Annotated in this window: 23 protein-coding genes; 15 read left to right on the top strand and 8 right to left on the bottom strand. The window is 62.5% G+C overall.

Features of this window, described 5'->3' with window-relative positions; genetic code table 11:
* Positions 1-81: 81 nt before the first annotated feature.
* Positions 82-612 carry a DUF4402 domain-containing protein gene (locus tag O2N64_RS05600; RefSeq protein ID WP_271079296.1) on the bottom strand — a complete coding sequence of 177 codons (531 nt, stop codon included), beginning with the start codon at positions 610-612 and terminating at the stop codon, positions 82-84.
* Between the two features lie 17 nt (positions 613-629).
* Positions 630-1205, bottom strand: a complete 576-nt coding sequence (locus O2N64_RS05595; RefSeq protein ID WP_271079295.1) for a DUF4402 domain-containing protein — start codon at positions 1203-1205, stop codon at positions 630-632.
* Between the two features lie 204 nt (positions 1206-1409).
* Here O2N64_RS05595 and O2N64_RS05590 point away from each other — a divergent pair, with 204 nt between their 5' ends.
* The 4 genes from O2N64_RS05590 to O2N64_RS05575 are packed head-to-tail and all read left to right on the top strand — an operon-like array spanning position 1410 to position 3598.
* The gene (locus O2N64_RS05590; protein ID WP_271079294.1) at positions 1410-2204 is read left to right on the top strand and encodes a hypothetical protein; all 795 of its coding nucleotides are present in this window, start codon (positions 1410-1412) and stop codon (positions 2202-2204) included.
* A 10-nt stretch (positions 2205-2214) separates the two neighbouring features.
* A complete protein-coding gene (locus tag O2N64_RS05585; RefSeq protein ID WP_271079293.1) occupies positions 2215-2823 on the top strand; it encodes a hypothetical protein in 609 nt (202 codons plus the stop codon).
* A gap of 36 nt (positions 2824-2859) precedes the next feature.
* Positions 2860-3330, top strand: a complete 471-nt coding sequence (locus O2N64_RS05580) for a hypothetical protein (RefSeq protein WP_271079292.1) — start codon at positions 2860-2862, stop codon at positions 3328-3330.
* A 28-nt stretch (positions 3331-3358) separates the two neighbouring features.
* Positions 3359-3598 carry a hypothetical protein gene (locus O2N64_RS05575; RefSeq protein ID WP_271079291.1) on the top strand — a complete coding sequence of 80 codons (240 nt, stop codon included), beginning with the start codon at positions 3359-3361 and terminating at the stop codon, positions 3596-3598.
* 170 nt (positions 3599-3768) lie between these two features.
* Here the strand turns inward: O2N64_RS05575 and O2N64_RS05570 are convergent, their stop codons facing one another.
* Both O2N64_RS05570 and O2N64_RS05565 read right to left on the bottom strand, forming a co-directional pair.
* On the bottom strand, positions 3769-4101 hold the full coding sequence (locus O2N64_RS05570; RefSeq protein ID WP_271079290.1) for a hypothetical protein: 333 nt from the start codon (positions 4099-4101) through the stop codon (positions 3769-3771).
* A gap of 3 nt (positions 4102-4104) precedes the next feature.
* On the bottom strand, positions 4105-5166 hold the full coding sequence (locus O2N64_RS05565; RefSeq protein ID WP_271079289.1) for a hypothetical protein: 1062 nt from the start codon (positions 5164-5166) through the stop codon (positions 4105-4107).
* A 226-nt stretch (positions 5167-5392) separates the two neighbouring features.
* On the opposite strand from O2N64_RS05565, the gene O2N64_RS05560 reads away from it, so the two are divergent.
* The 3 genes from O2N64_RS05560 (at position 5393) to O2N64_RS05550 (ending at position 9937) form a co-directional block, all read left to right on the top strand.
* Positions 5393-6844: a helicase HerA domain-containing protein gene (locus tag O2N64_RS05560; protein ID WP_271079288.1), complete on the top strand. Its 1452-nt coding sequence runs from the start codon at positions 5393-5395 to the stop codon at positions 6842-6844.
* Between the two features lie 85 nt (positions 6845-6929).
* Positions 6930-8045: an alanine dehydrogenase gene (ald, locus tag O2N64_RS05555; RefSeq protein WP_271079287.1), complete on the top strand. Its 1116-nt coding sequence runs from the start codon at positions 6930-6932 to the stop codon at positions 8043-8045.
* Between the two features lie 113 nt (positions 8046-8158).
* A complete protein-coding gene (locus O2N64_RS05550) occupies positions 8159-9937 on the top strand; it encodes a GGDEF domain-containing protein (protein WP_271079286.1) in 1779 nt (592 codons plus the stop codon).
* A gap of 5 nt (positions 9938-9942) precedes the next feature.
* On the opposite strand, the gene O2N64_RS05545 is transcribed toward O2N64_RS05550, so the two are convergent.
* Both O2N64_RS05545 and O2N64_RS05540 read right to left on the bottom strand, forming a co-directional pair.
* Positions 9943-10362, bottom strand: coding sequence for an acyl-CoA thioesterase (locus O2N64_RS05545; RefSeq protein ID WP_271079285.1), 420 nt, complete (start codon positions 10360-10362; stop codon positions 9943-9945).
* Complete coding sequence (locus O2N64_RS05540; protein WP_442866744.1) at positions 10359-12530, bottom strand: S9 family peptidase; 2172 nt, start codon at positions 12528-12530, stop codon at positions 10359-10361. The genes O2N64_RS05545 and O2N64_RS05540 overlap by 4 nt, the downstream gene beginning before the upstream one ends.
* Before the next feature lie 113 nt (positions 12531-12643).
* Between O2N64_RS05540 and O2N64_RS05535 the strand changes: the two genes are divergently transcribed.
* From O2N64_RS05535 to O2N64_RS05515, 5 genes are all read left to right on the top strand, one after another.
* Positions 12644-14449, top strand: coding sequence for an aminopeptidase P family protein (locus O2N64_RS05535; RefSeq protein WP_271079284.1), 1806 nt, complete (start codon positions 12644-12646; stop codon positions 14447-14449).
* Positions 14450-14520: 71 nt separating this feature from the next.
* The gene (locus tag O2N64_RS05530; RefSeq protein ID WP_271079283.1) at positions 14521-14904 is read left to right on the top strand and encodes a VOC family protein; all 384 of its coding nucleotides are present in this window, start codon (positions 14521-14523) and stop codon (positions 14902-14904) included.
* A gap of 220 nt (positions 14905-15124) precedes the next feature.
* Entirely contained in the window at positions 15125-15682 is a 558-nt protein-coding gene (locus tag O2N64_RS05525) for an EF-hand domain-containing protein (RefSeq protein ID WP_271079282.1), read from the top strand.
* Entirely contained in the window at positions 15682-16422 is a 741-nt protein-coding gene (locus O2N64_RS05520; RefSeq protein ID WP_271079281.1) for a response regulator, read from the top strand. The genes O2N64_RS05525 and O2N64_RS05520 overlap by 1 nt, the downstream gene beginning before the upstream one ends.
* 17 nt (positions 16423-16439) lie before the next feature.
* Positions 16440-17876: a sensor histidine kinase gene (locus O2N64_RS05515; protein WP_271079280.1), complete on the top strand. Its 1437-nt coding sequence runs from the start codon at positions 16440-16442 to the stop codon at positions 17874-17876.
* Here O2N64_RS05515 and O2N64_RS05510 read toward each other — a convergent pair.
* Positions 17873-18280, bottom strand: a complete 408-nt coding sequence (locus O2N64_RS05510) for a ribose-phosphate pyrophosphokinase (RefSeq protein WP_271079279.1) — start codon at positions 18278-18280, stop codon at positions 17873-17875. The two genes, O2N64_RS05515 and O2N64_RS05510, sit on opposite strands and share 4 nt — an antisense overlap.
* 1 nt (position 18281) lies before the next feature.
* A complete protein-coding gene (locus O2N64_RS05505) occupies positions 18282-19838 on the bottom strand; it encodes a helicase HerA-like domain-containing protein (RefSeq protein WP_271079278.1) in 1557 nt (518 codons plus the stop codon).
* 55 nt (positions 19839-19893) lie between these two features.
* On the opposite strand from O2N64_RS05505, the gene pabB reads away from it, so the two are divergent.
* Genes pabB through arfB form a run of 3 tightly spaced genes read left to right on the top strand, consistent with a single transcriptional unit; the run spans position 19894 to position 22759 of the window.
* On the top strand, positions 19894-21690 hold the full coding sequence (gene pabB, locus O2N64_RS05500) for an aminodeoxychorismate synthase component I (protein ID WP_271079277.1): 1797 nt from the start codon (positions 19894-19896) through the stop codon (positions 21688-21690).
* Complete coding sequence (locus O2N64_RS05495; RefSeq protein WP_271079276.1) at positions 21687-22343, top strand: RluA family pseudouridine synthase; 657 nt, start codon at positions 21687-21689, stop codon at positions 22341-22343. The genes pabB and O2N64_RS05495 overlap by 4 nt, the downstream gene beginning before the upstream one ends.
* Positions 22343-22759, top strand: coding sequence for an alternative ribosome rescue aminoacyl-tRNA hydrolase ArfB (gene arfB / locus O2N64_RS05490; protein WP_271079275.1), 417 nt, complete (start codon positions 22343-22345; stop codon positions 22757-22759). The genes O2N64_RS05495 and arfB overlap by 1 nt, the downstream gene beginning before the upstream one ends.
* Positions 22760-22792 lie beyond the last annotated feature (33 nt).

Genomic DNA, 22792 nt, shown 5'->3' with positions numbered 1-22792 from the left:
GTTAACCCCTAATCGTTAACAAATTTACACGGGGCTACGTATTGTTACGTGTTCTGACGGTAGTCTCATCTTAACCATAACTCACAAATAATCGATGGTGACGGTGAACTCGCCGCTATAGCTATCGGGCGTCGCATTGCCCGGAACATCCAGCCGCCCGCCGACAGAAAACACATCCTCGCCCCCACCGTCTAATGCCCCGGCGCCTGAGGTCTGCCGCGCATTCTGGCTGCTGCCGGTGAGGTCGGTCACGATCATCGCCTGCCCGCCGCGAATCCCTGTCAGGCTGACATCGCGCGGAAGCCGGAAGACGTATAGACGATCCGAGTCACCCGAGATTGCAAAGAGCGCCGCATGCGGGCTGCAAGCATCGCCTCCCGCACACACGGGGCGCACACCGCCTGAAAATTGCGCATCGCCAGGCAAGGCGCCGACCGCAATTTCGCCGTTCTGGCCTTCCGCAACCGTGAAAACGCCGAATGAAAGGTCCCGCTCTGCAGTCGCGCGGAGCGGCAGCGCCACTCTGGCGCTGGCAGAGCCGGACTGTCGGTGGGTATCGCCGGAAGCGTCCTGAGCGTGCACGGGCAATGCGGCAAAGCCTGCCAGAGCCACGAGGCAGGCACGCGCAATCAACGGCGTTGCCTGTCGTCCGACACAAGGTCGGCATAGATCGGGATCGGAATGACGAGCGACGCACCGCCGCCGGGGCCCCGCGTCACATTCAGGGTTCCCCCGACATGGAAAGTCCGCGAGCAGGTGCGGGTGCGACAATTGGGTATGCTCAGGCGGATGGGTTGCCCCGCGTCGGGCAGGGACGCGCCGGGAAGATCCGTCTGCAAGGCGGACAGCCGCCCTTCGACGCCCTGCATCCTGACGGCACCGACCGTCGACAGGAAAAGGTCTATTTCAATGTCGAGCACCTGGCGGTTCTGGTTGCCGCGGTCATAGGTGACGGTGAAGCGCGCGGGTGCAGGGATCGACCCTTCCAGCGGAACGATCGCTTCGTCGATCACTCCTCCACGCACATCGACCGTGCGCCGACCGCTGCCGAAGACCATGAAGGTCCCGAAATGCAGATCGCTTTCGGGCGTAATGCGAACCGACGCAGGTGCGAGCGGCGCTGCCGTGGCTGATGGCGCAGGCTCTCCACCGGCAGTGCTGCCGGAAAAGAGAAATGCGAGGATTGCCAGGGCCGAGGAATACAACATTGTTCAAGGTAAAAACCGAATTGACTCAGTTGTATCCACTTTACAGTCATTCGGCAAACAGGACACCACGCCGCGACCTTCGGCGCGTTCAGCGAAGAATCTTAAACACCTTGACTGCGCTGCTCCGGTGGAACAGCCTCTTCCCGTCTTGGAAGCGAGTCGCTTTCAGCAGGTCTCGCTTCCCTAAAAGGGGAGAGACCGATGTTTTGCAAAATCCGTTCCACCGCCTGCCTGCTTGCCGCCACTTCGATGATGGCTATGCCTATCGCCGCACAGGCCGAAGATGCAGCCCAGCTTGTTGATATTAATGGTATGTTCGCTGCCGATGCGGAGACCGAGCTGCGCAATCGCGGCTTCGGCTTTGTGAGCCACAACCGGAACTCGCAGGGCTACAATTACAGCTATTGGTGGGACGAAGAGGACGATGATTGCGTGCAGGTCGAGGAATACCGCGGTCGCATCCAATCCATCACCGATGCCAGCGATCAGGACTGCGGCCACCACATGAACGCTGATGCCACGGCAGCTTTGGGTGTTGCGGCGGGTGCAGCCGTTCTTGGCGCGATCTTCGGGCACAGCAGCAACCATCACGATGATAACCGCCACAGCGACGATCATGCATACGAACGCGACTACGAACGCGGCTACAATGACGGACTGCACAACGCATCCTATCACAACCGCGACCGGTCGGAGGGGTACTCCGCTGGCTATTCGGCTGGGGTGGATCAACGTAACACCAACTTGCGCCATCACAGCCGGCGTGGCGGATACCATCAGGCAGCGCAGATCAGCGACCTGCAGGGCTCGCGCGCAGCCGGCGCCATGGACACGATGGAAAGTCGCGGCTTCCGCCAGGTGGACAATTTCACGAGCGGCAATACGCGCTATTCGATCCAGTACAATCGGAACACGCGCCAATGCGTGCAGATGACCATCGCCGATGGCCACATCTACGATATTCGCGATATCGGCCAGAACCCGAACTGCCGCTGAGGAGAGCGTGATGCGTCGAATTGCACTGCTGGGCGCTGCCCTCGCCTTCCCGCTTGCTGGCTGTAGCGGGGAGACCGACACGCTTGATCCGGAGACGCCGGAAGAACTCGCGGAAATTCCCGAAATCCTCGCGCCTTTCGGCGATGGCTATCCGGCCTCTGGCGACCCCTGCCGCCAGCTTGGCGAAAGCGCAGCAACCTCGAACTATCTCGATGACAGCGCGCTGCTCGTCGGTTGTCCAAGCGAAGCCTCGGCAGAGGCGCTCGGCGGCGACATCGTCGGCAATGTGGAAGGCGTGCGGCTGGTCTCGGTCCCGATGGGCGATGCCAATGTCGGGATGGGCGAAAATGGCCCCCCGCCACCTCCTGAGCGCGATGCCCCGGGGGGCAATGCAGGAGTGGCGATCCGCGGCCCTAACAGCCTGGAATCGCGGTGTGCAGATCGTGTCGCCGCCGATACCGGGGCCAATGTCATCGGGACCAACCGTATCGAAGAGTCCGAGGCAGCGATCGGCATTTACGTCAATGTGGAAGGTGCAACCGCCCCATGGCGTTGCCTGGCCTATCGCGACGGCACGATCGGTGAAGTGATGTTCACCGGTGATGAAGGCGCGCTTTAGGCTCGCCCCATCGGGTCTGGAAAGGAAAGCATTCTCATGAGGAAATTGATCTGGGCGAGCCTCGCCTGTGCAAGCCTTATCGCATGCAGTGGCGACGAAACTGCGGAGCCTGAGGCCGACGAGGCAGCGGAAGCGGAAACGACGACGGACGCTTCTTCAGTCGATGCGACACAAGACGAGGAGGACGCTCTGGTCGATGGCACGGAATACAATGCCACGACGATACTCGACTGCGGCTTCGACGGCGCAGAGCCCACCCAAAGCTGCGATGCCGGTGTCGTGCGCAACTGGATGGAAGACGGCTCGCATCTCGTCGAAGTGCAGAAACCCGATGGATTCAAACGCGCCCTTTTCTTCGATGGCACGACGCCTGTCGGGGCGGACAGCGCAGAGGCTGACGGCTCGGCGGGCTGGGATTTCGATTACACGCGCGATGGCGATCAGGTGACCATTCAGTACGGCCCGGAAAGCTATGTCATCGTCGATGCGCTGATCACCGGTGGCTGACGTGACGGCGGAGGCGCCACGCCGGCCGGTGGCGAAATGGGCATTCGTGGTCTTTGCCATCCTTTATGTGATCGCGGTCTTCCTGTTCCTCGTCGGCACTTATGGGTGGTTCGGGCAGGAGCGCGATCCGCTGTCGGCCATTTTCCTGATGCCGCTTGGCTTGCCATGGAACTTGCTCGGTGAGCAGGCAGGGTTACGAGGACCGGCCCTCGGCATCGGTGCGCCGTTGATCAATGCAGCGATACTCTATTGGCTATGGAAGCGGTGAGCCGAACCAATTTCCGCTGTATAAACACGCCGCCGCGCTAGGACATGGGTTACGCCTCGCCTGGTGTCGGCTGCTAAAATTCGGATATCAAAATCGGCAAGGGTGCTTACGGCGCCAAACGATGGTAAGCCCTCGGGAGCTGCCGCGCAGACTGCCCAACACCAATCCCGCTATTCGTCGCCGACCGCAACATTAGGCGGCGTCACGAATTCGCCCGGCTCTGCCGCTTCATCGAATGCCTGCTGGAGCTCGGGACGCCCCTCGAGCACCTGCGGGTCGGGCGCGACGTCATTGGGCGGCAGGTCGATAGCAGAGGGATGTTGCGGATCGACACCAGCCGAAGATGCATTCACGCGCGCAAGATCACCCGCTGCGCCGCTCTCCGGCGAACCAGTTCCTGCCGCATCTCCTGCGTCTGCTGAAAGATCGGAATTCCACGGGTGCCAATACAAGGTCAGCGCAACGACCAGCGCGAGGGCGGCGATGAGTATCCTTATTCGCATCGCCTAGGGACAGAGCCAGTCGAGCCAGCGCAAGCCGTCGCTTGAGAACAGAGTCGAGCCACTGCCGTCAGCCGACGTGATATAGGTACTCGCCCGGCCACGCCGCCCCGCCACCTGGTGGACGAGCCTTGCATTGTCGCAACTGTATTCGGCTTCGCCTCCGGTCCAGCGCGTGGTGTTACCATTGACAAGCGGCAGCTGGACCAGCTCCCCGCGATCGACATTTTCGAACACGACGCGCGAAGGCGCCGCGCCTTGCGGATTGGTTACGTTGATGAACAGGTCGAATGTCGTGCTCGCACCGTCATAGAGCAGGCGCGGTGCGGAAGTTCCGGCGATATCGAAGGCGAAGAGGCTGTTATATTCGCCCCGGCTTCCGTCCAGCGATGCGCCCACGAAGACCACTTCGTTGGTCGTCGCGAAATCCGGGCTGAAGCGTATGCCGCCAACACCCCAATCTCCATCGACGCCCCATGCGAGCCTTGTCCCTCCCCAGCTTTCGAGCGGGAGGAGCGAGACCTGCTCCGTCACCGTGTCGTAGATCATCACATGGGTGGAACTGCCCAATCCGGTGTATTCCTGGTCGGGCTCCGTCCACAGCAGGAACCTGCCGTCCGGTGACCAATCGAGGACCTCGGGATAATCGCCCGCGCCCAGTACGCGCACCCGCGATGCGGGATCGGTGACATTGCCTGCGCTGGCAACATTGCAGGGTCCGTCCGCGTCTTCCCAGGTGGTGACGAAGATTCCAGTCTCGTCGATGGAATAGGCAAGCCGGTTATTGGCCGCATCGAAATCGAAACCCCGCAGGTTCCGCTGGCCGTCGCCTGTTCGCAGGACAAGGCACGCCTGGTCACCTGCGACATTGGCGATGCGAATGTCCTTATACTTACGCCCTTGGTCGAAATAGGCGATTGCCGGAACGAATGCCGAGGGCGGTTCTTCATTCCCTCCACCCCCACTTCCGCCACCATTGCCGCGCCCATTTCCGCTCTGCGCCGTGGCCGCCGAAGCCGCGATGACGATTGCAAGAGTTGTTGTGATTGCGAGTCGCGTGATTTTCATGATGCCCCCCAGCAAAAAAGACCGGCTACTGAATGCCTTGCGGTAAAGCGCGGAATTCCGCGCTCAGGAGCGACCCTTTAGCATGGCCCGTTTACCATAAATCACGGCCTCGTACCAAAAAGCGGTCTCTCGCTTGAATCTGGAAGCGGTGAGCCGAACCAATTTCCGCTGGATAAACACGCCGCCGCGCTAGGACCCGGCTCATGGCTCGCCTAGTGTCGGCAGCGTGAATACGGACATCGAAATCGGGAAGGATGCCCACGGCACGCCGGTGCCGGTGGATGTGGAGGAACTGCTCGCCACGCGGCTGCTGGTGCAGGGCAATTCGGGCAGCGGGAAGTCGCATCTGCTGCGCCGCCTGCTCGAAAAGAGCGCCGCGATGGTGCAGCAGATCGTTATCGATCCCGAAGGCGATTTCGTCTCGCTGGCCGATCATTTCGACCATGTCGTGATCGAAGGCGGCAGCTATTCGGTTCGCGAGATCGAAGCGTTGGCAGGCCGTATCCGCCAGCACCGCGCAAGCGTCGTCCTTTCGCTCGACGATCTGGAAGTGGAACAGCAAATCCGCTGCGCCGCTGCTTTTCTCACCGCCCTGTTCGATGCTCCGCGCGAGCACTGGTTTCCCGCACTGGTGGTGGTCGATGAAGCGCAGATGTTCGCGCCCGCTGCCGCCGGAGAGATGGCCGAAGACACGCGCCGCATGACGCTTTCCGCCATGACCAACCTGATGTGCCGGGGCCGCAAGCGTGGGCTCGCCGGGATCGTGGCGACGCAGCGCCTCGCCAAACTCGCCAAGAATGTCGCGGCAGAGGCGAGCAACTTCCTGATGGGCCGCACCTTCCTCGATATCGATATGCAGCGCGCGGCGGATCTGCTGGGCATGGATCGCAAGCAGGCAGAGCGTATCCGTGATCTGCAATGCGGGCATTTTCTCGGGCTTGGCCCCGCTGTCAGCCGTCGCCCGGTGGCGGTGCACATCGGCGATGTGAAATCGGGCGGGAAGAATGCCGCGACGGCCCTCACCCCCCTACCGCAGGCCGATGCAGCCGCCATGGGCGAATTGCTGCACGCCGACCTTGCCGAGGAAGCCGCCGAGCCAGTGCGCGCCCCGCCGCCTTCGCCCCCGCCTGCGCCGCCTGTAGAAGAGATTGCGCAAAGCCTGGCAAAGCGCGCCGAGCCGCTGCCGGACAGTGAAGGTGACGAGCCCGCCATTCCCTTGCCGCAGGGGGATGTCGACGGTCTCCTCCGGGAAATGGCGGCGGAAGATGGCGCGACGTTCAAGCCGATCGCCACTCTGTTCCGCACTTTCGCCACCCGTTGCCGCGAGCGCGCAATTCCCTCTGCACACATCGACATGGCCGCTTTCCGCCGTATGTTCGCCTTTGCCAGCGCCGGTGTGGACCAGCTCGATCCGGCAGCGCGCGAAGCTGTCGAGGAGATGGCCAGCCAGGTGGCTGACGATGTGCTCGCGCCGTATCTCGCCATCGTGGTCGCCGCCGCCAAAGGCCAGCGCGCCCCCGATGAGGATACGCTCGCCCGCGTTTATGGCACTGCCAGCCCGGGCCGCATCCGGCGCCTGCTGGAGCATCTGGAAAAGACCGGCCTCATCAGCGTGCACGAGGATTTCGGCGGCGATCGGACGATCACCGTCCCCGGCATCGAAGCGGTCATGGCCTGAGCGCAAACGGCTCATCCGATAAGCGTTGCCCAAAACCGGTTTCGTCTGTAACGAGCGCGCAAATCTCATCCATCGGAGTCCCCCCATGCGCATCGGTTGTCCCACGGAAATCAAGAACCGCGAATATCGCGTCGGCCTGACGCCGGAAAGCGCGGGCGAACTGGTGAATGCCGGGCACGAAGTCTGGATGCAGGCGGGCGCTGGCGAAGGCATCGGTGCCTATGACGCGCAATATCGCGATCGCGGCGCGAAGGTGGTCGATACCGCCGAGGAAATCTTCGCCGAATGCGAGATGATCGTGAAAGTGAAAGAGCCGCAGGCGAGCGAGCGCGCCATGCTGCGCGAAGGCCAGCTGCTCTACACCTACCTGCACCTCGCACCCGACCCCGACCAGACCCGCGAATTGGTCGAATCCGGCTGCACCGCCATCGCTTATGAAACCGTTACCGGCCCGCGCGGCGGCCTCCCGCTGCTTACGCCGATGAGCCAGGTGGCTGGCCGCATGAGCATTCAGGCAGGTGCCCACGCGCTGGAGAAAGCGCAGGGCGGCCGCGGCGTGCTGCTGGGCGGCGTTCCGGGCGTGATGCCGGGCAAGGTCGTCATCATCGGCGGCGGTGTCGTCGGCTTCAACGCGGCGCAGATGTCTGCCGGGCTTGGCGCCGACACGGTCATCATGGATCTCGATCCGGTGGTGCTGGAGAAAGTCGGCACGCATTTCGAAGCGCGTGCCAGCACCCGCTTTGCCAGCAAGGCGAACGTGGAAGAAGCCGTCGCCGAAGCGGATATGGTTGTGGGCGCAGTGCTCGTGCCCGGAGCCGCTGCTCCCAAGCTGGTGAGCCGGGCGATGCTGTCGACCATGAAGCCGGGCGCCGTGCTGGTGGATGTGGCCATCGATCAGGGCGGCTGCTTCGAAACGAGCAAGGCGACCACGCATGACGATCCGACCTACGTCGTCGATGACATAGTGCATTATTGTGTTGCCAATATGCCGGGCGCGGTCAGCCGCACCAGCACCTATGCGCTCAACAATGTCACTCTGCCGCATGCGCTGCGCATCGCCAATCTTGGCTGGAAAGAAGCTATGCGCCAGGACAAGCATCTCGCGCAGGGCCTCAATGTCCATGCAGGCCGCGTGACCTATCCAGCCGTAGCGAGCGAATTGGGCTATGATTTGTTGCCGATTGAACAAGCCATCGGCTGAGGTATCGCACCTATCCGCCGATGCGACGCCAACGCTGAAATAAAACGAAAAAATGCGATATTTTCGCCCGCATCTTAACTTACGTTTAGGCGTATTCCGCTATCCCCTTCTCGATGAGGGGGAATTGGATCAGTTTTCTTTTCACGCGCGTGGCCGCGTGGATGGCGGTATTGCTACTCGCCATACCCTCTTCCTACGCGCTCGCGCAGGGGGCAACGGACGCCTCTCCACCAGCGCGCGCGTCGCTCAAACAGGCCTGCCGCGCGCCCGCGCCGCTTGGTGCCGATATCGAAGCGATTGTCCGCACGTTGCAATGGGATTGCGACCCTGCGGCCCACAGCGCGTCCCTTGACCCCGAACGCATAGTTCTGCGCTACGACCTGAGCGAGAGCGAAGGCGGAGAAAGGATCGCCTGGTTTCTTACCGATCGCAGCCGCTTTGAAGCCGTAAACATCGTGACCGAGTCTGCGGACGGCACATTGGACACCCGCCGCTGGCTGCACGGCGAAGGCGAACATTCGAAAGCCGGCGCCATGGTCAAATTTCCGCTCGGAGAGCGTGCGGAAGATGCCCGGTATATCTATGTCGCGATCGACAGGCCGACCACGCTTGCGAACATCAGGCGTGCGCAGCTGGCGGAAAACGATCCCATCGCGGTTCCTGCAACACAGGCCAAAACGCTGCTGATCGCGGCGATGTGCGGCCTGCTGATCATGCCTTTGTTCTTCAACGTGGCGTTCTACCGCGTCCTGCAACAGCGATTTGTGATCTGGCATGGCGTGCTGACGACAGTGGTCCTGCTGACCCTTCTGGTCGATTCCGGCATCATCACTTTCTTCCTTCCGCTGGGCGTCTCTTTCCTCGCAACGGCAGATGCATTCATGCTGGGCATGTCGGTGGCCGTGGGCGGGATGTTCGGTTGGACATTCCTCGATGATGCACGCCTCGAAACCCGGCTGCGGCTGGCGTTCCCGATAGCTGCGGCGTGGATGGTTGTTGTCAGCGTGCTGCACGCTGCTTTCCCGTTCGCGCTTCGCCCGTGGCATCACAGCCTGTACAATGCCGCTTTCGTCCCGGTGCTGGCGATATTCATCATCATGCTCTTCGCCGCCATGCGGCGTGGCAGCAGGGAAGCGCGCGTGCAATTGATGGGCTGGTCCATGGTGCTGGTCGCCGTGGCCATGACGATGACCGACCACTTCATTCCTTACGCATCCTCTTTCGACCTGATGACGCTGTTCTATGTCGGCTGCACCATGGGCACGGCGGTGGCGAGCTTCGGCGTTGCCGACCGCATGATGGTGTTGAAGCACCAGCGCGACAAAGCACGCACGGAAGCTCGTTTGCTGGAAAAACTGTCCGAGCGGGATCCGCTGACCGGCCTCTACAATCGCCGCGTGGTTGAAGAACGCTTCATGGAGTTGCGCCGCGGCGGTTACTCGGCGCTTGCCGTCCTCGATCTCGATAAATTCAAATCGATCAATGACACTTTCGGTCACGCTGTTGGCGATGCCGTGCTGCGCATCGTGGGCGCATCACTGAATAACGAAGAGGGTGTGCTCGCTGCACGCATGGGCGGTGAGGAATTCCTGCTGCTGATCGAGAGTGAGAGTCCAGCTATCGAAGCGGAGCGGCTGCGTCTCGCAATCTCGGCACGAATTCACGCAGAATTGAAATTACCGCGCGCTGTCACCGCCAGCATGGGCATTGTGGTGGCTCCGGGCAAAACGCTTTCCGACATTGGCTTTACCCAGATGTACGATCGCGCCGATCACCTGCTTTACGAAGCCAAGGCTTCAGGGCGCGATCGGACCATGAGCGAGCATCTCAAAGCTTTCGAGCCGCGACGCAGCAAGACCCGCCGTCGACAGGATCGACGCAAAGCCGCCTAACCTGGTCAGGCCGCCGTGTCCCACCCGCCTTCGGGCATGAAGGGCGCGGCCACCTCGCTCGGCACACGCATCAGCTTCCCGCTCGCCTTTTCGATCATCGCCCAAGTCGTCTTGGCGCGGACGAGTTCTTTGCCGTCGCTGTCGGTGAAGCTGTAATGCCGGTTGAAGCGCGGCCCGCGCGGCCCTTCGCGGATTTCGGTAAGACCGGTGACTTCGGCCCCTTCGGTCACATTGCCGCGATAATCGATTTCGTGCCGCAGGACGAACCACGCGTAGATATCGCGATCCTCTTCGCGCGCCTGACGCTCCCAATGCTCGCCGGACAAATCCTCCATCCAGCGCAGCCAGACGGTGTTGTTGACGTGCCCGTTTACATCGATGTGTTCGGGCAGCGCGGTGAAAGTGCGCGCGTAGCTATTGCTCACTCCTCAACACCCAGCTGCCACAGGATAAACGCCACTTCCTCCGCCGTTTCGCGCAGGCCTTCGAACCGGCCCGAGCGGCCGCCATGGCCGGCACCCATGTTGGTCTTCAGCAGCAGAATGTTGTCATCCGTGCGCAGCTCGCGCTGCTTGGCGACCCATTTGGCCGGCTCCCAATAGGTGACGCGCGGATCGTTCAGACCGGCGGTCACCAGCATCGGCGGATAGTCCTGCGCCACCACCTGATCGTAAGGCGAGTAGCTGAGGATGTGGGTGAAGGCCGCCTTGCTTTCGATCGGATTGCCCCATTCGGGCCATTCGCCCGGCGTCAGCGGCAGGCTTTCATCGAGCATCGTGTTGAGTACATCGACGAAGGGCACATGCGCCACGATCGCACCGTATAGCTCGGGTGCCTGATTGACGATTGCGCCCATCAGCTCGCCGCCAGCCGAGCCGCCGCTCGCGCTGATCTGGCCTTCGGACGTGTAGCCGAGCTCAATCAGACCGCGCCCGACGTCGACGAAATCGTTGAACGTATTGGTCCGCTCTTCCATCTTGCCCTGCAAATACCACTCGCGCCCCAGATCATCGCCGCCGCGAATATGCGCGATGACATAGGCGACACCGCGATCGATCAGCGAGAAACGCGTGGTCGCAAAATTGGGCGGATAGGCAAAGCCGTAAGCGCCATAAGCGTACATGTGGAGAGGGCCGCCCATCTCGCGGTCGCTACGGTACACGACAGTCGCCGGGATCATCGTGCCGTCACGCGCGCGGATTTCCAGCCGCTCGACCGTGTAGAGCGAGGGATCGAAACCGCTCGGGATTTCCAGCACTTTCAGCGTCTCAAGCTCGCGGCTCGCGACGTGATAATCATAGACCGTGTCGGGCGTGATCGGACTTTCATAGCTCAGCCGCAGCCGGTCCATCGCCCATTCGGGATTGTTGCCGAGCCCTGCGGAATAGGAAGCCTCGGGGAAGCTGATGGTCTCCACCCGCACCGGATCATCGTAATAGCGCACCTGCACCTGATCGAGACCGGCGAGGCGTCCCTCGGTGACGTAGAAATCGCGGAACAGGTCGAAATCGGTGAGATAGAATTCGTCCGACCCCTCGATCAGCGTGGTCCATTGTGTCGGTGCGGACATGGGCGCTGTGGCGAGGCGGAAATTGACGTGGTTGTCATTGGTGAGGATGAACAGCGTGTCATCGCCATCGGCATTTGGCCGCACATCGACATCATATTCGACGCCCGTCTCGCGCGCGCGAACGATCATCGGGCTCGCCATCGGGTCCGAAGCGGGCAGCAAATAGACTTCGCTCGTTTCATTGTCGCCGGTCGACAGGATCAGCCATTCGCGATTGCTGGAAAGACCGGGCGATACGGTGAAGCCCAACTGCTCTTCAGCGTAAATCAGCGCGTCCTCGCCGCTCTCACCCACGCGGTGCGCAAAGATGCGATCGACGCGCCAGTTTTCATTGGCGCGGCCATAAACGATCATGGAATCGCCAGCGGCCCAGATCAGGCCTGAATTGACGTTCTCGATCCGGTCGGACAGCAGATCTCCGGTCTCGAGGTCCTTGATAAAGGCGGTGTAGAATTCGCCGCCCGTCGTGTCGGTCGAATAGGCGAGATAGCGCCCGTCTTCGCTGACCGAGAGTGAGCCGAGGCTGAAATACTCCAGCCCCTCTGCCAGCGCCGGCCCGTCGAGGATTTGCTGACGCTCATCACTGCCGACAGGGCGGCGATAATATTGGCGATATTGCCCGCCTTCCTCGAACTCGGACCAGTATTCGTAGTCGCCATCGCGCTGCGGCACGGTGGAATCGTCTTCCTTGATGCGCCCGCGCATTTCGGTGAACAGCTCTTCGACCAGATCCTGCTGCGGGGCCATTTGCGCTTCGAAATAGGCGTTTTCGGCGCGGACATAATCGAGCACATCTTCATCATCGATGGTCGGATAGCTTTCATCGCGCAGCCAATTGTAAGGATCCGAAATGGTGATGCCGTGATAGGTGTATTCATGCGGGCGCTGCTCTGCGCGCGGCGGCTCAATCGATGTGTCGTAATTGGCTGTCGAAGTCACAGAATCGCTTTCTTGGCTGTTGGCCGGAATGGCAAGGCCGGTAACGGCCAGCGCCGCCAGAATGGTGATGGTGATTTTACTCAATTCCCGTCGCTCCCGGCTCGCTTCAACGTGGGTCCGGGTGGAAAGCCGCCCGGCAAAAGACTATGTGGGCTGGGTAGAGACAAAAATCGTTACAAGAAACCGGAAAAATTACCATGCTGATGCAAACCCACGAAGCCCGCCTGTCCGCCTTGCGAGAAGAGCTTGCCCGCCGTGAAATTGACGGGTTTTTCGTGCCGATCAGCGATGAACATTTGTCCGAATATGTCGGCTCCTACGCGCAGCGCCTCGGCTGGCTGACCGGCTTTGGCGGCAGCGCAGGCAGCGCAGTGGTTCTGAAGGATCACGCCGCCATGTTCGTGGATGGCCGCTACACCATTCAGGTGCGCGACCAGGTCGATGGAAAGCTGTACGATTACAAGAGCGTGCCCGCAGACAAGCCAGGCGACTGGATCGCCGAGAAATGCGCAGAAGGCGCACGGATCGGTTTCGATCCGTGGCTGCACACGCGCGGCTGGGCAAAGGCGATGGAAATGCGCCTCGCCAAGGCCGGGATCGAACTTGTGGCGCTGGACAGCAACCCGATCGATGCGGTGTGGGCCGACCAGCCCGAGCCTTCGCCTGCCAAAGTGTTCATCCAGGATGACAAGTTTACCGGTCGCATGGGCGCGGAAAAGCGCGGCGAGATCGCCGACTGGCTGAAGGAAGAAAAGCTCGACGCCGTCGTTATCAGCGCGCTCGATTCGGTCGCGTGGGTGCTCAACATTCGCGGCGCGGATGTCGATCACACGCCGGTCGCCCTGTCTTACCTGATGGTTCAGGCAGACGGCACGGCAGACTGGTTCATTGCGCCCGATAAGGTGCCCGACGAAGTGGCGAGCGCGCTTGGCAATGCCGTGCGCATCCGGCCTCGCGACTCCTTCGAAGCGGCTTTTGCCGAGCTTGCAGGCAAGCGCGTCGCGGTAGACCCGGAACGCAGCGTCTATGCGATTTTCGACCGGCTTGAAGACGTTGGCGCGAAGGCTGTGCAGGAGACCGATCCCGCCGTGCTGCCCAAAGCGATCAAGACCGAGGCCGAACAGGCCGGCCACCGCGCTGCACAGGCGCGCGATGGTGCAGCTGTCAGCCGCTTCCTCCACTGGCTGGAAGGCGAAGCGCCCAAGGGCACGGTGGATGAACTCTCCGCCGCCGCCAAGCTGCAAAGCTTTCGCGAGGCGACGGGCGAGCTGCTTGACCTGAGCTTCGACACGATTTCCGGTGCAGGCTCCAACGGTGCGCTGTGCCATTACCGCGTGAGCGAAGAGACGTGCCTGCCGCTTGAGCCCAACAGCGTCTACCTCGTCGACTCAGGCGGCCAGTATAAGGATGGCACCACGGACATCACCCGCACCGTGTGGGTCGGCCCCGGCGAACCGCCTGCCGAAGTGAAGGATCGCTTCACCCGCGTTCTGAAGGGCCATATCGCGCTCGACACGCAGACATTTCCCACCGGCACGCCGGGCAGCGCGCTCGATGCGCTGGCGCGTCAATTCCTGTGGCAAGCGGGCGTCGACTATGCCCATGGCACGGGCCACGGCGTCGGCAGCTTCCTCGCCGTGCATGAAGGGCCGCAGCGCATCGCCAAGGGCTCCGGCTCGCAGGCCGGCACCGACCAGCCGCTGATCGCCGGAATGATCCTTTCCAACGAGCCGGGCTATTACAAGGCCAATGAATACGGCATCCGGATCGAGAATCTGGTGCTCGTCGAAGAGCGCGAGATCGACGGCATGGAAGGCGACTGGCTCGGCTTTGAAACGCTGACTTTCGTTCCCATCGAAAAGCGCCTTGTCGATCGCAGCCTGCTGAGCGAAGCGGAAATCGCCTGGTGGAATGACTACCACACCAAGGTCCGTGAAGTGCTCGCGCCGCAGCTCGAAGGCGACAACCTCGCCTGGCTCGAGGACGCGTGTCAGCCATTGTAACTTAGCGTATGTTCATGTAATGTTCCTTCCGGGACTCGAGGGTCGCAACTCGATTTGCGGAAGGAACAGATATGATCGGATATGTAACACTCGGCACAAATGATCTCGACAGCGCGGCGGAATTCTACGACGCCATCGCCAAGGAGATGGGCGGTTCGCGCATGATGGAGGAAGAAGGCTACTTCATCGCCTGGACCGGGCCGGACAATACACCGGGCTTTGCTGCCACACGCCCGTTCGACAAAGAAAAGGCGACGGTCGGCAATGGCATGATGGTCGCGCTGCAGGCGAAGGATCCCGAACAGGTCGACCGGATCCATGCACTCGCCCTGGAAATGGGCGGCAGTGATGAGGGCGCACCCGGCCAGCGTGGAGGCGGCTTTTATGCCGGATATTTCCGCGATCGGGACGGCAACAAGCTCAATGCCTTCTGCATGACCAGCGTGCCTGCCTGAGACCGCCGCTTCCGAACGGAAGTGCGAATAGATAAAGCCCCGCTGAACGGCGGGGCTTTTTCGTTACAATTTGCGACAATTTCCCGCGATCCCGGCAAAATGCTGCGACACTTGGCTCCTAGAACTGCAGTCATAGAGCAGCGGGTTGCCGGTCCTCCCATGTCCCCCTTCAACGCGGCGACTCGTTGCTCTACCCACAAACTGGAGTAGAGATAGAACCATGAAAAAGCCTCTTATACTAGCCGCCGCTCTCGCTGGCCTCACCACCACCGGCATGGCTGCCGCGCAGGATATGCCGCGCGGCGATATGACCCGCGCCGATGTTGCCGAACGCGCTGCCGCAGCCTTCGATCGCATGGATGTGACCGGAGACGGCGTGATCAATGTGCAGGACCGTGAGGCCCGCGCGAGAGAACGGTTTGCTCAGGCCGATGCCAATGGCGACGGTGCTCTGACTTTCGAAGAAATGCAGGCCGCACGTGAAGAGCGCCGCGAGGCGCGCGAAGAACGTCGCGGGCAGCGCGCCGAGCGCGGTGGACGTGATCAGCGCGGTGAGCGTGCAGGTCGCCGCGGCGGGCGCGGAATGGCCATGCGCATGCTGCGTAATGCCGATACCGATGGCGACAATGCCGTCAGCCAGGCGGAATTTACCGCTGCCGCCCTCGCCCGTTTCGACCGTGCCGATGCCAACAATGATGGCACTGTGACGGTGGAAGAACGCCGGGCCCAGCGCGCCGAACGGCGTGGCCAGATGCGCGAGAACCGCGGCCGCCGGTAATGGCTGACGACCCCGTCAAACTGCTGCTCGTCGATGATGAGCCAGCTTTGCGGCAACCCCTGGCCGAGTATCTCTCGCGCCAGGGGTTTGTCGTGAAAGAGGCTGAAGACGCCGCGAAGGCGCGCTCTGCCCTTCTCGATTGGACGCCCGACCTGGTGCTGCTCGACATCATGATGCCGGGCGAAGACGGGCTGTCTTTGTGTCGCCATCTGGTCGAAACCAAGGGTCTGCCGGTGATCCTGCTGACGGCGAAAGGCGAAGCGACCGATCGCATTGTCGGACTGGAAATCGGGGCGGATGATTATGTCGTCAAACCTTTCGAGCCGCGCGAACTGGTCGCCCGCATTCGCTCCGTCCTGCGCCGTGTTGCGAAGAGCGGCGCGGAGGGCGCAGCCAGCGAAAGCGAGGCCCATTACGAATTCGAAGGGTGGCAGCTCGATCCGCTGAAGCGCCGCCTCACCGATCCCGATGGCACCGTGGTGCCTATCTCTTCGGCAGAGTTTCGCCTGCTGACCGCTTTCCTCGAACACCCAAGGCAAGTGCTGGACCGTGATCGACTGCTCGACATGGTGCAGGGCCGCGAGGCTCATCTGTTCGACCGCGCGGTCGACAATCAGGTCAGCCGTCTGCGCCGCAAGATCGAAGAAGATTCGCGCGATCCCAAGTTTATCCAGACGGTGTGGGGCGGCGGCTATCGCTTCGCCAGCGACGTGCGCCGCTTTGTGCCGGACGCGGAATAGGGCACAAGAGCCCCGCAATGCTCCGCCGTATGTTTCCGCAAAGCCTGTTGGGGCAAGTCATGCTGGCCGTTGCCGGCGCGCTGCTGCTCGCGCAAATGGCCTCTGCTGTCCTTCTTTTTCGGGCGGGCGAGCAGCGGCGCGAGGCGGCCGCCCTGACCGGTGCCGCCTTCCAGCTGGTGAATGGCGCGCGTAGCGAGGCAGGTGAGCGACCCGTCCGCCGCGCCCGCGAAGGCAGGCGCGCCCGTGATCGTGGGCAGAGCGGCTTGCCGCCTGCCCTGCGCTACCAACGGACGGAAACTCCCCCAGCGGGTCTCGCTGTCAACACATCCGAAGGCGATCGGGAGGCATTCCTGCGAGAGCTGCTCGCCCGGCAGGGTGCGGATCCCAACGCTGTGCGGGTTGCGGTGGTCCGCGCGGGCGAAGATCCCACGCTCAATGCCTTCGCCGCGGAGCGCCCGCGATTTAACCGGCTCGATGACTGGCGTTCGCGCCGGTTGCTGATTGCCGCCGTGCAATTGGACGATGGCGGCGATTGGCAAACCGCGCGCATTCTTGAGCCTCCACGGCAGCAAGGGGCTGTCGCCGCGATCATTTTCCAGACGCTGGTCATCTTCGTGATCGTCATGACGATCCTTTACCTGATGCTGCGCCGGATCACCCGGCCGCTCGGTGCGCTGGCATCGCGAGTAGAGGACTTCGACGGCAGCCGGAGCAAAGGTGAACCCCTGCCTCCCAGCGGGCCCGCCGATACGCGCCGCCTGATCACCGCACACAATGCGATGGAAGCGCGCATCGCGGCTTTGCTCGACGAGAAAGACGTGATGCTGGGCGCAATCGGTCACGATCTCAAAACCCCGCTCGCCGCGCTGCGGGTTCGGATCGAGAGCGTGGAAAATGACACCGAGCGAGCGCGGATGGCTGCCAGCATCGAGGATATCACGACCTCGCTCGATGATATCCTGTCGCTCGCCCGCGTCGGCAGGCCGAGCGATCCCTTGGAGCGGACCGATCTGGCCGCACTGATCGGCGGTGTGGTCGAGGAATATGAAGACAGGGGCCGCGATGTGGTGCTGAGCGAGAGCAAGCGCATCGCCATTCCCCTGCGCGCCACCTGGCTGCGGCGTGCCTTGCGCAATCTGATCAGCAATGCGCTGCGCTATGGCGATCAGGCGCGCGTCAGCCTCGCCAGAGAGGATGGCGCAGCAGTGATACGCATAGCCGATAATGGCCCGGGAATTCCCGACAACCAGATCGCAGAAATGCTCGAACCCTTCACCCGCGGCGAGGCATCGCGCAATCGCGAGACGGGCGGCGCGGGTCTAGGCCTGACGCTCGCCCGCGCGATTGCAGAACAACATGGCGGCACGCTGACGCTTGCCAATGATCGCGGTGCGGATGGCGAGGTCGAGGGGCTGGTTGCGGAAATCCGCTTGCCAATGGACGGTTCGGCCTAGGCCTCGCGACGCTTCCAATAATCGAAGGCCTGTTCCTGCAGTTTCTCAACATGGCGCAGCGCCTCGCGACCCGTCCACTCGCCGCGATAATCGGTACGCCCGGTCCACCAGCCCTGCCCCGGCAGACGGTCGCTTTCACGCACGACCAGCACCGCCAGTTCGGGCTGCCCATTGGCGCGGGCCGTTTCATCGATGGCATCGAGTGTCCGGCATAAGGTGCGCATTTTGGGGCGTGTGAAGCGGAAGCCCAGCTTGCCGAGCATTTCGGAATAGCTCACCGCTTCGCCTCTCTTGGCGGCCTCGATCAGCAGCGCGCGAATGCGCTCCACATCGTAAAGCGCGCTCGTATCGCCCGGCTGCGTGAGGCCGCTTTCGTCAAGGAATTCGGCGAGCGAGCGGTCCACCTTAGCGCATCAGCCCGCCAACGATATTCCGCACGAAGGCGTTCAGGCCCGTCCGCACCGGATCGGCGCTGGATCGGCGGCCGAGCGCCTTGGCGACTCCGATGGACACCAGCGATCCAGCAGCGGCGCGCGCGGCGCGTTTGCCTGCTGTGCCAAGATCCATACCCCATAGCGTCGTCGATTTGCGTTCGCGCTTGCGGACTTCTTCCTCGCCCTTTTCGTCGACTTCTTTGGCGGTTTCGACCGCATCGAGCGCCTTTTGCGCGAGCACTTCCTCGGCGCTTTCGCGGTCTATCCGCTCGTCATATTTGCCGTCATGCGGGCTGACCGACTGGATGATCGCGCGCTCTTTCTTGGTCACCGGGCCAAGTCGGCTGCGCGGCGGCTTGATGAGCGTGCGCTGCACCACCGTAGGCGCGCCCTCGTCGTCCAGCGTGGAGACCAGCGCTTCACCAACCCGCAGCTCGGTGATCGCTTCTTCCACGTCGAGATCGGGATTGATGCGGAATGTCTCCGCCGCTGCGCGGATGGCGCGCTGGTCCTTCGGTGTGAAAGCGCGCAGCGCGTGCTGCACGCGGTTGCCGAGCTGGCCCGCCACTTCCTCAGGGATGTCGATCGGGTTCTGCGTCACAAAGAACACGCCAACACCCTTGGAGCGGATCAGGCGCACCACGCGTTCGATGGTCTCCTGCAGCGCCTTGGGCGCATCGTCGAAGAGCAAATGCGCTTCATCGAAGAAGAACACCAGCGTCGGCTTTTCGGGATCGCCCACTTCGGGCAGGCTCTCGAACAGCTCGGCGAGCAGCCACAGCAGGAAAGTCGCATAAAGCTTTGGGCTGCGCATCAGCTGGTCGGCGGCGAGAACGTTTACGATGCCCCTGCCGTTTTCATCGGTCTGCAGGAAATCGCTGATTTCCAGCGCAGGCTCACCGAAGAAATTGTCCGCGCCCTGGCTTTCGAAGCTCAGCAATTGCCGCTGGATCGCGCCAACACTGGCTTTCGAGACATTGCCATATTCGCCCGACAGCTCCTTTGCATTGTCATAGGCCCAGGCGAGCATCGTGCGCAGATCGTCGAAATCGAGCAGCAGGGTCGGCTTGCCATCGGTGGCGAGGCCTTCATCCGCTGCACGGAACACGATCTGCAGCACGCCTTCCTGCGTCTCGTTGAGATCGAGCAGGCGGGCGAGCAGCAAGGGCCCCATTTCGGACACTGTGGTGCGGATCGGGTGGCCCTGCTCGCCGTAGAGGTCCCAGAAGACCACCGGATTGTCCGAATAGGCATAGTCATCCATGCCCAATTCCTTGGCCCGCCCTTCCAGCTTGTCGGCATGCTTGAAAGTGGGCGATCCCGGCATGGCGATGCCTGAGAGATCGCCTTTCACATCGGCCACGAATACCGGCACGCCGTGCGCGGAGAAGCTTTCCGCCATGCCCTGCAAAGTCACCGTCTTGCCGGTACCGGTCGCGCCCGCGATAAGCCCGTGCCGGTTGGCACGGCCCAGATCGAGCGCCTGCCGGTTGCCTTCGAGATCGTTGCCGAGAAAGATGTCTGCCATTTTGGCCCCTATTCGTGTGTTGCCGTGATCGGGCAGTGACACTAGGGCAGAGCTAATGGATGGCAAGACCCCCTTCGTACTTCTGGATGATGCAAGGGCTTCTGGTGCGAGCGATGCGCATTTCTTCGCCGCGCCCGAGGAGGTGTTCGTCGCGCGCCTGCCGGAGGAGGCGGACGCGGTGCTCGCCGCTGCCGATGCCGCGCGTGTAAAATCCGGCAAACATCTGGCGGGATATGTGTCTTACGAGGCTGGCCTTGCGCTTGAAGATCGTCTGGCCCCGCTCGCCAAGCGCCGCGCCGGTGCGGACGGGCCGCTGGTGTGGCTGGGCCTGTTCGATGCGCCGGAGATCATTCCGGCGACGGACATGCCCGCATGGTTGGCCGACCGCGCGCGCGATGAGGGAGCGAGTATCGGTCCCCTCGATCCGCAGGTCTCCCCCGGCGGCTACGTCTCGGCGTTCGAGCGCTTGCAGGAAGCGATCCGCGCGGGCGACATGTATCAGGTGAACCTCACCTTCCCGCTGGCAGGCCCCGCGCGCGGCGATCCGCTGGCGCTTTATACCAAGATCCGGCCCGATGCCTCAGCGGGATATGGCGGACTAATTTTCGATGGGTCGCATTACCTGCTGTCCTTCAGCCCGGAACTGTTCGTTTCGCTGAGATCGGGCGAGGCCAAGGTCAAGCCGATGAAAGGCACACGGCCGCGCGCTGCCGATCAGGCGGAAGACAATGCAATGCGCAAAGAGCTTGCCGCCTCGGTGAAGGACCGGGCCGAGAACCTGATGATTGTCGACCTCATGCGCAATGATCTCTCCCGCGTGGCAGAGGCAGGCAGCGTGCGGGTGGAAGACCCCTTCGCAGTCGAGACCTATCCCACCGTCCACCAGATGGTTTCGACCGTCCGCGCGCGGCTGCAGGATGGCAAGGGCGCGGTGGACATGCTGCGTGCGATCTTCCCCTGTGGATCGATCACCGGCGCGCCGAAAATCCGCGCGATGGAACTGATCTACGAGGTGGAGCGCGATGCGCGCGGCCCCTATTGCGGCTCGATCGGTCGCATCGGACCGGACGGCGATGCCGCCTTCAATGTCGCGATCCGCACAATCCGCCTGACCCCGGGTGAAAACCAGAAACACAAGGCCGTGCTCGGTGTCGGCAGCGCAATCGTCGCAGACAGCGATGCGATGGGCGAATGGCGCGAATGCCTTGTCAAAGGCGCTTTCGTGCGCGGGGCTGCGGGTGGCCACGATCTGATCGAGACCATGCGCTTCGATCCGCAGGACGGCATGCCGCTCTTGGAACTGCACCTTGAGCGCATGAAAGCGAGCGCGGCGGAGCTGGGCTTTGCCTTCGACCGCCACGAAACGCGCAACCGCATCCAGGCGCTGTGTTTCGAGCTAGAGGACGCGGCGAAAGTCCGGCTGATGCTCAGCCGGTCGGGCGCGGTTTCGCTCGAAACGCATCCGCTCCCTGCAGCGCTGGACGGGCCGGCCAAATGTATCGCCCTGCCCCATCCCACCGTCGCGCATGACTGGCGCCTGCGCCACAAGAGCACCGACCGCAGCTTTTACGAAGCGGCGCTAGAGTGCGCCCGCGATGCCGGCGCGCATGAAGCGCTGCTGGTGCGCGATGACGGCCAGCTGACCGAAGGCTGCTGGACCAATATCTTTATCGAGCGCGATGACACGCTCCTCACCCCGCCCGCTTCGCTCGGCCTTTTGCCGGGCGTATTGCGCCGTTCCCTGCTCGAAGCGGGCAAGGCGCGCGAGGCGGAACTGACGCTGGACGACCTCGCGGACGGCTTCCTCCTCGGCAACGCGCTGCGCGGCCTCATTCCGGCGACCCTGATATGATCAACATTCCCATTATCTACGAAGACGGCGAAGCGCTCGTCATCGACAAGCCCGCAGGCCTGCCGATCGAACAGCCGCGCAAGGGCGGATCGAGCCTGGCAGACCATATCGAGCAGCTGAAGCTCGGCTTCCAGCGCGCGCCCCAGGCTGTGCACCGGCTCGACACCGATACGTCCGGCTGCCTGCTCCTCGCGCGCAATCCCAAGGCGCTGAAGCGCTTCAACGCTGCCTTTCAGGAGAAGCTCGTCCAGAAAACCTATCTCGGCATCGTGGCCGGGCCGGTGGCTGAAGATGAAGGCACGATTGATCTCGCGCTCAGCAAGATCAGCAGCGAGGCGAAAGGCTGGCGCATGATCGTGGCGAAGAAGGGCAAGCCTTCGGTCACGCATTGGACGAAGCGCAAGGAGCTGGAAGGCGACATCACGCTGGTCGAATTCCGCCCCGAAACCGGCCGCACCCACCAGATTCGCGTACATGCCGAACATGCTTTCGGGCGCAGCCTGCTTGGCGACCCTGTTTACGGCAACAAGGATGCGCGCGTTGGCCGCACCATGCTGCATGCGAGCGCTCTTGTAGTGCCGCGCGAGAACAAGCCGGAAATCGTCGCCCACGCCCCCCTGCCCGCAGATTTCATCAAGCTGGGCGCGGAATAATGGGCGGTCGCCTGGAAGAGCTGCTCTCCCGGGCCAATGCGATTGCCGAGGAAAATTTCATCGCCGCGTCCGGCCCCGGTGGCCAGAACGTCAACAAGGTGGCGACAGCCGTGCAGCTGCGGGTGAATATCTACGAGCTCGGCCTGACGCCGCGGGTCTTCCATCGGCTGAAGAAGCTCGCCGGAAGCAAGCTCAACATGGCGGGCGAAATCCTGATCGATGCGCGCAGCCACCGGACGCAGGAAGCCAATCGCCGCGATGCGCGCGAGCGGCTCGGCGAGCTGATCGAAGAGGCGCTGAAAGAGCCCAAGAGGCGCGCGAAGACGCGGGTCAACCGCCTCAACAAGAAGAAACGCCTCGCCAACAAGAAGGCGCACGGCGAAAAGAAGGCGCTGCGCGGAAAGATCGACCTATAGCGACAGCGTCGCTCATGCCGTTCCACGCTTGAC

Origin of the sequence: Aurantiacibacter sp. MUD61 (genome assembly GCF_027912455.1) — a bacterium.
In the GTDB taxonomy this organism is placed as follows: domain Bacteria; phylum Pseudomonadota; class Alphaproteobacteria; order Sphingomonadales; family Sphingomonadaceae; genus Alteraurantiacibacter.
Note: the sequence above shows the minus strand (reverse complement) of the source record. Positions and strands in the feature narration are given on the sequence as shown.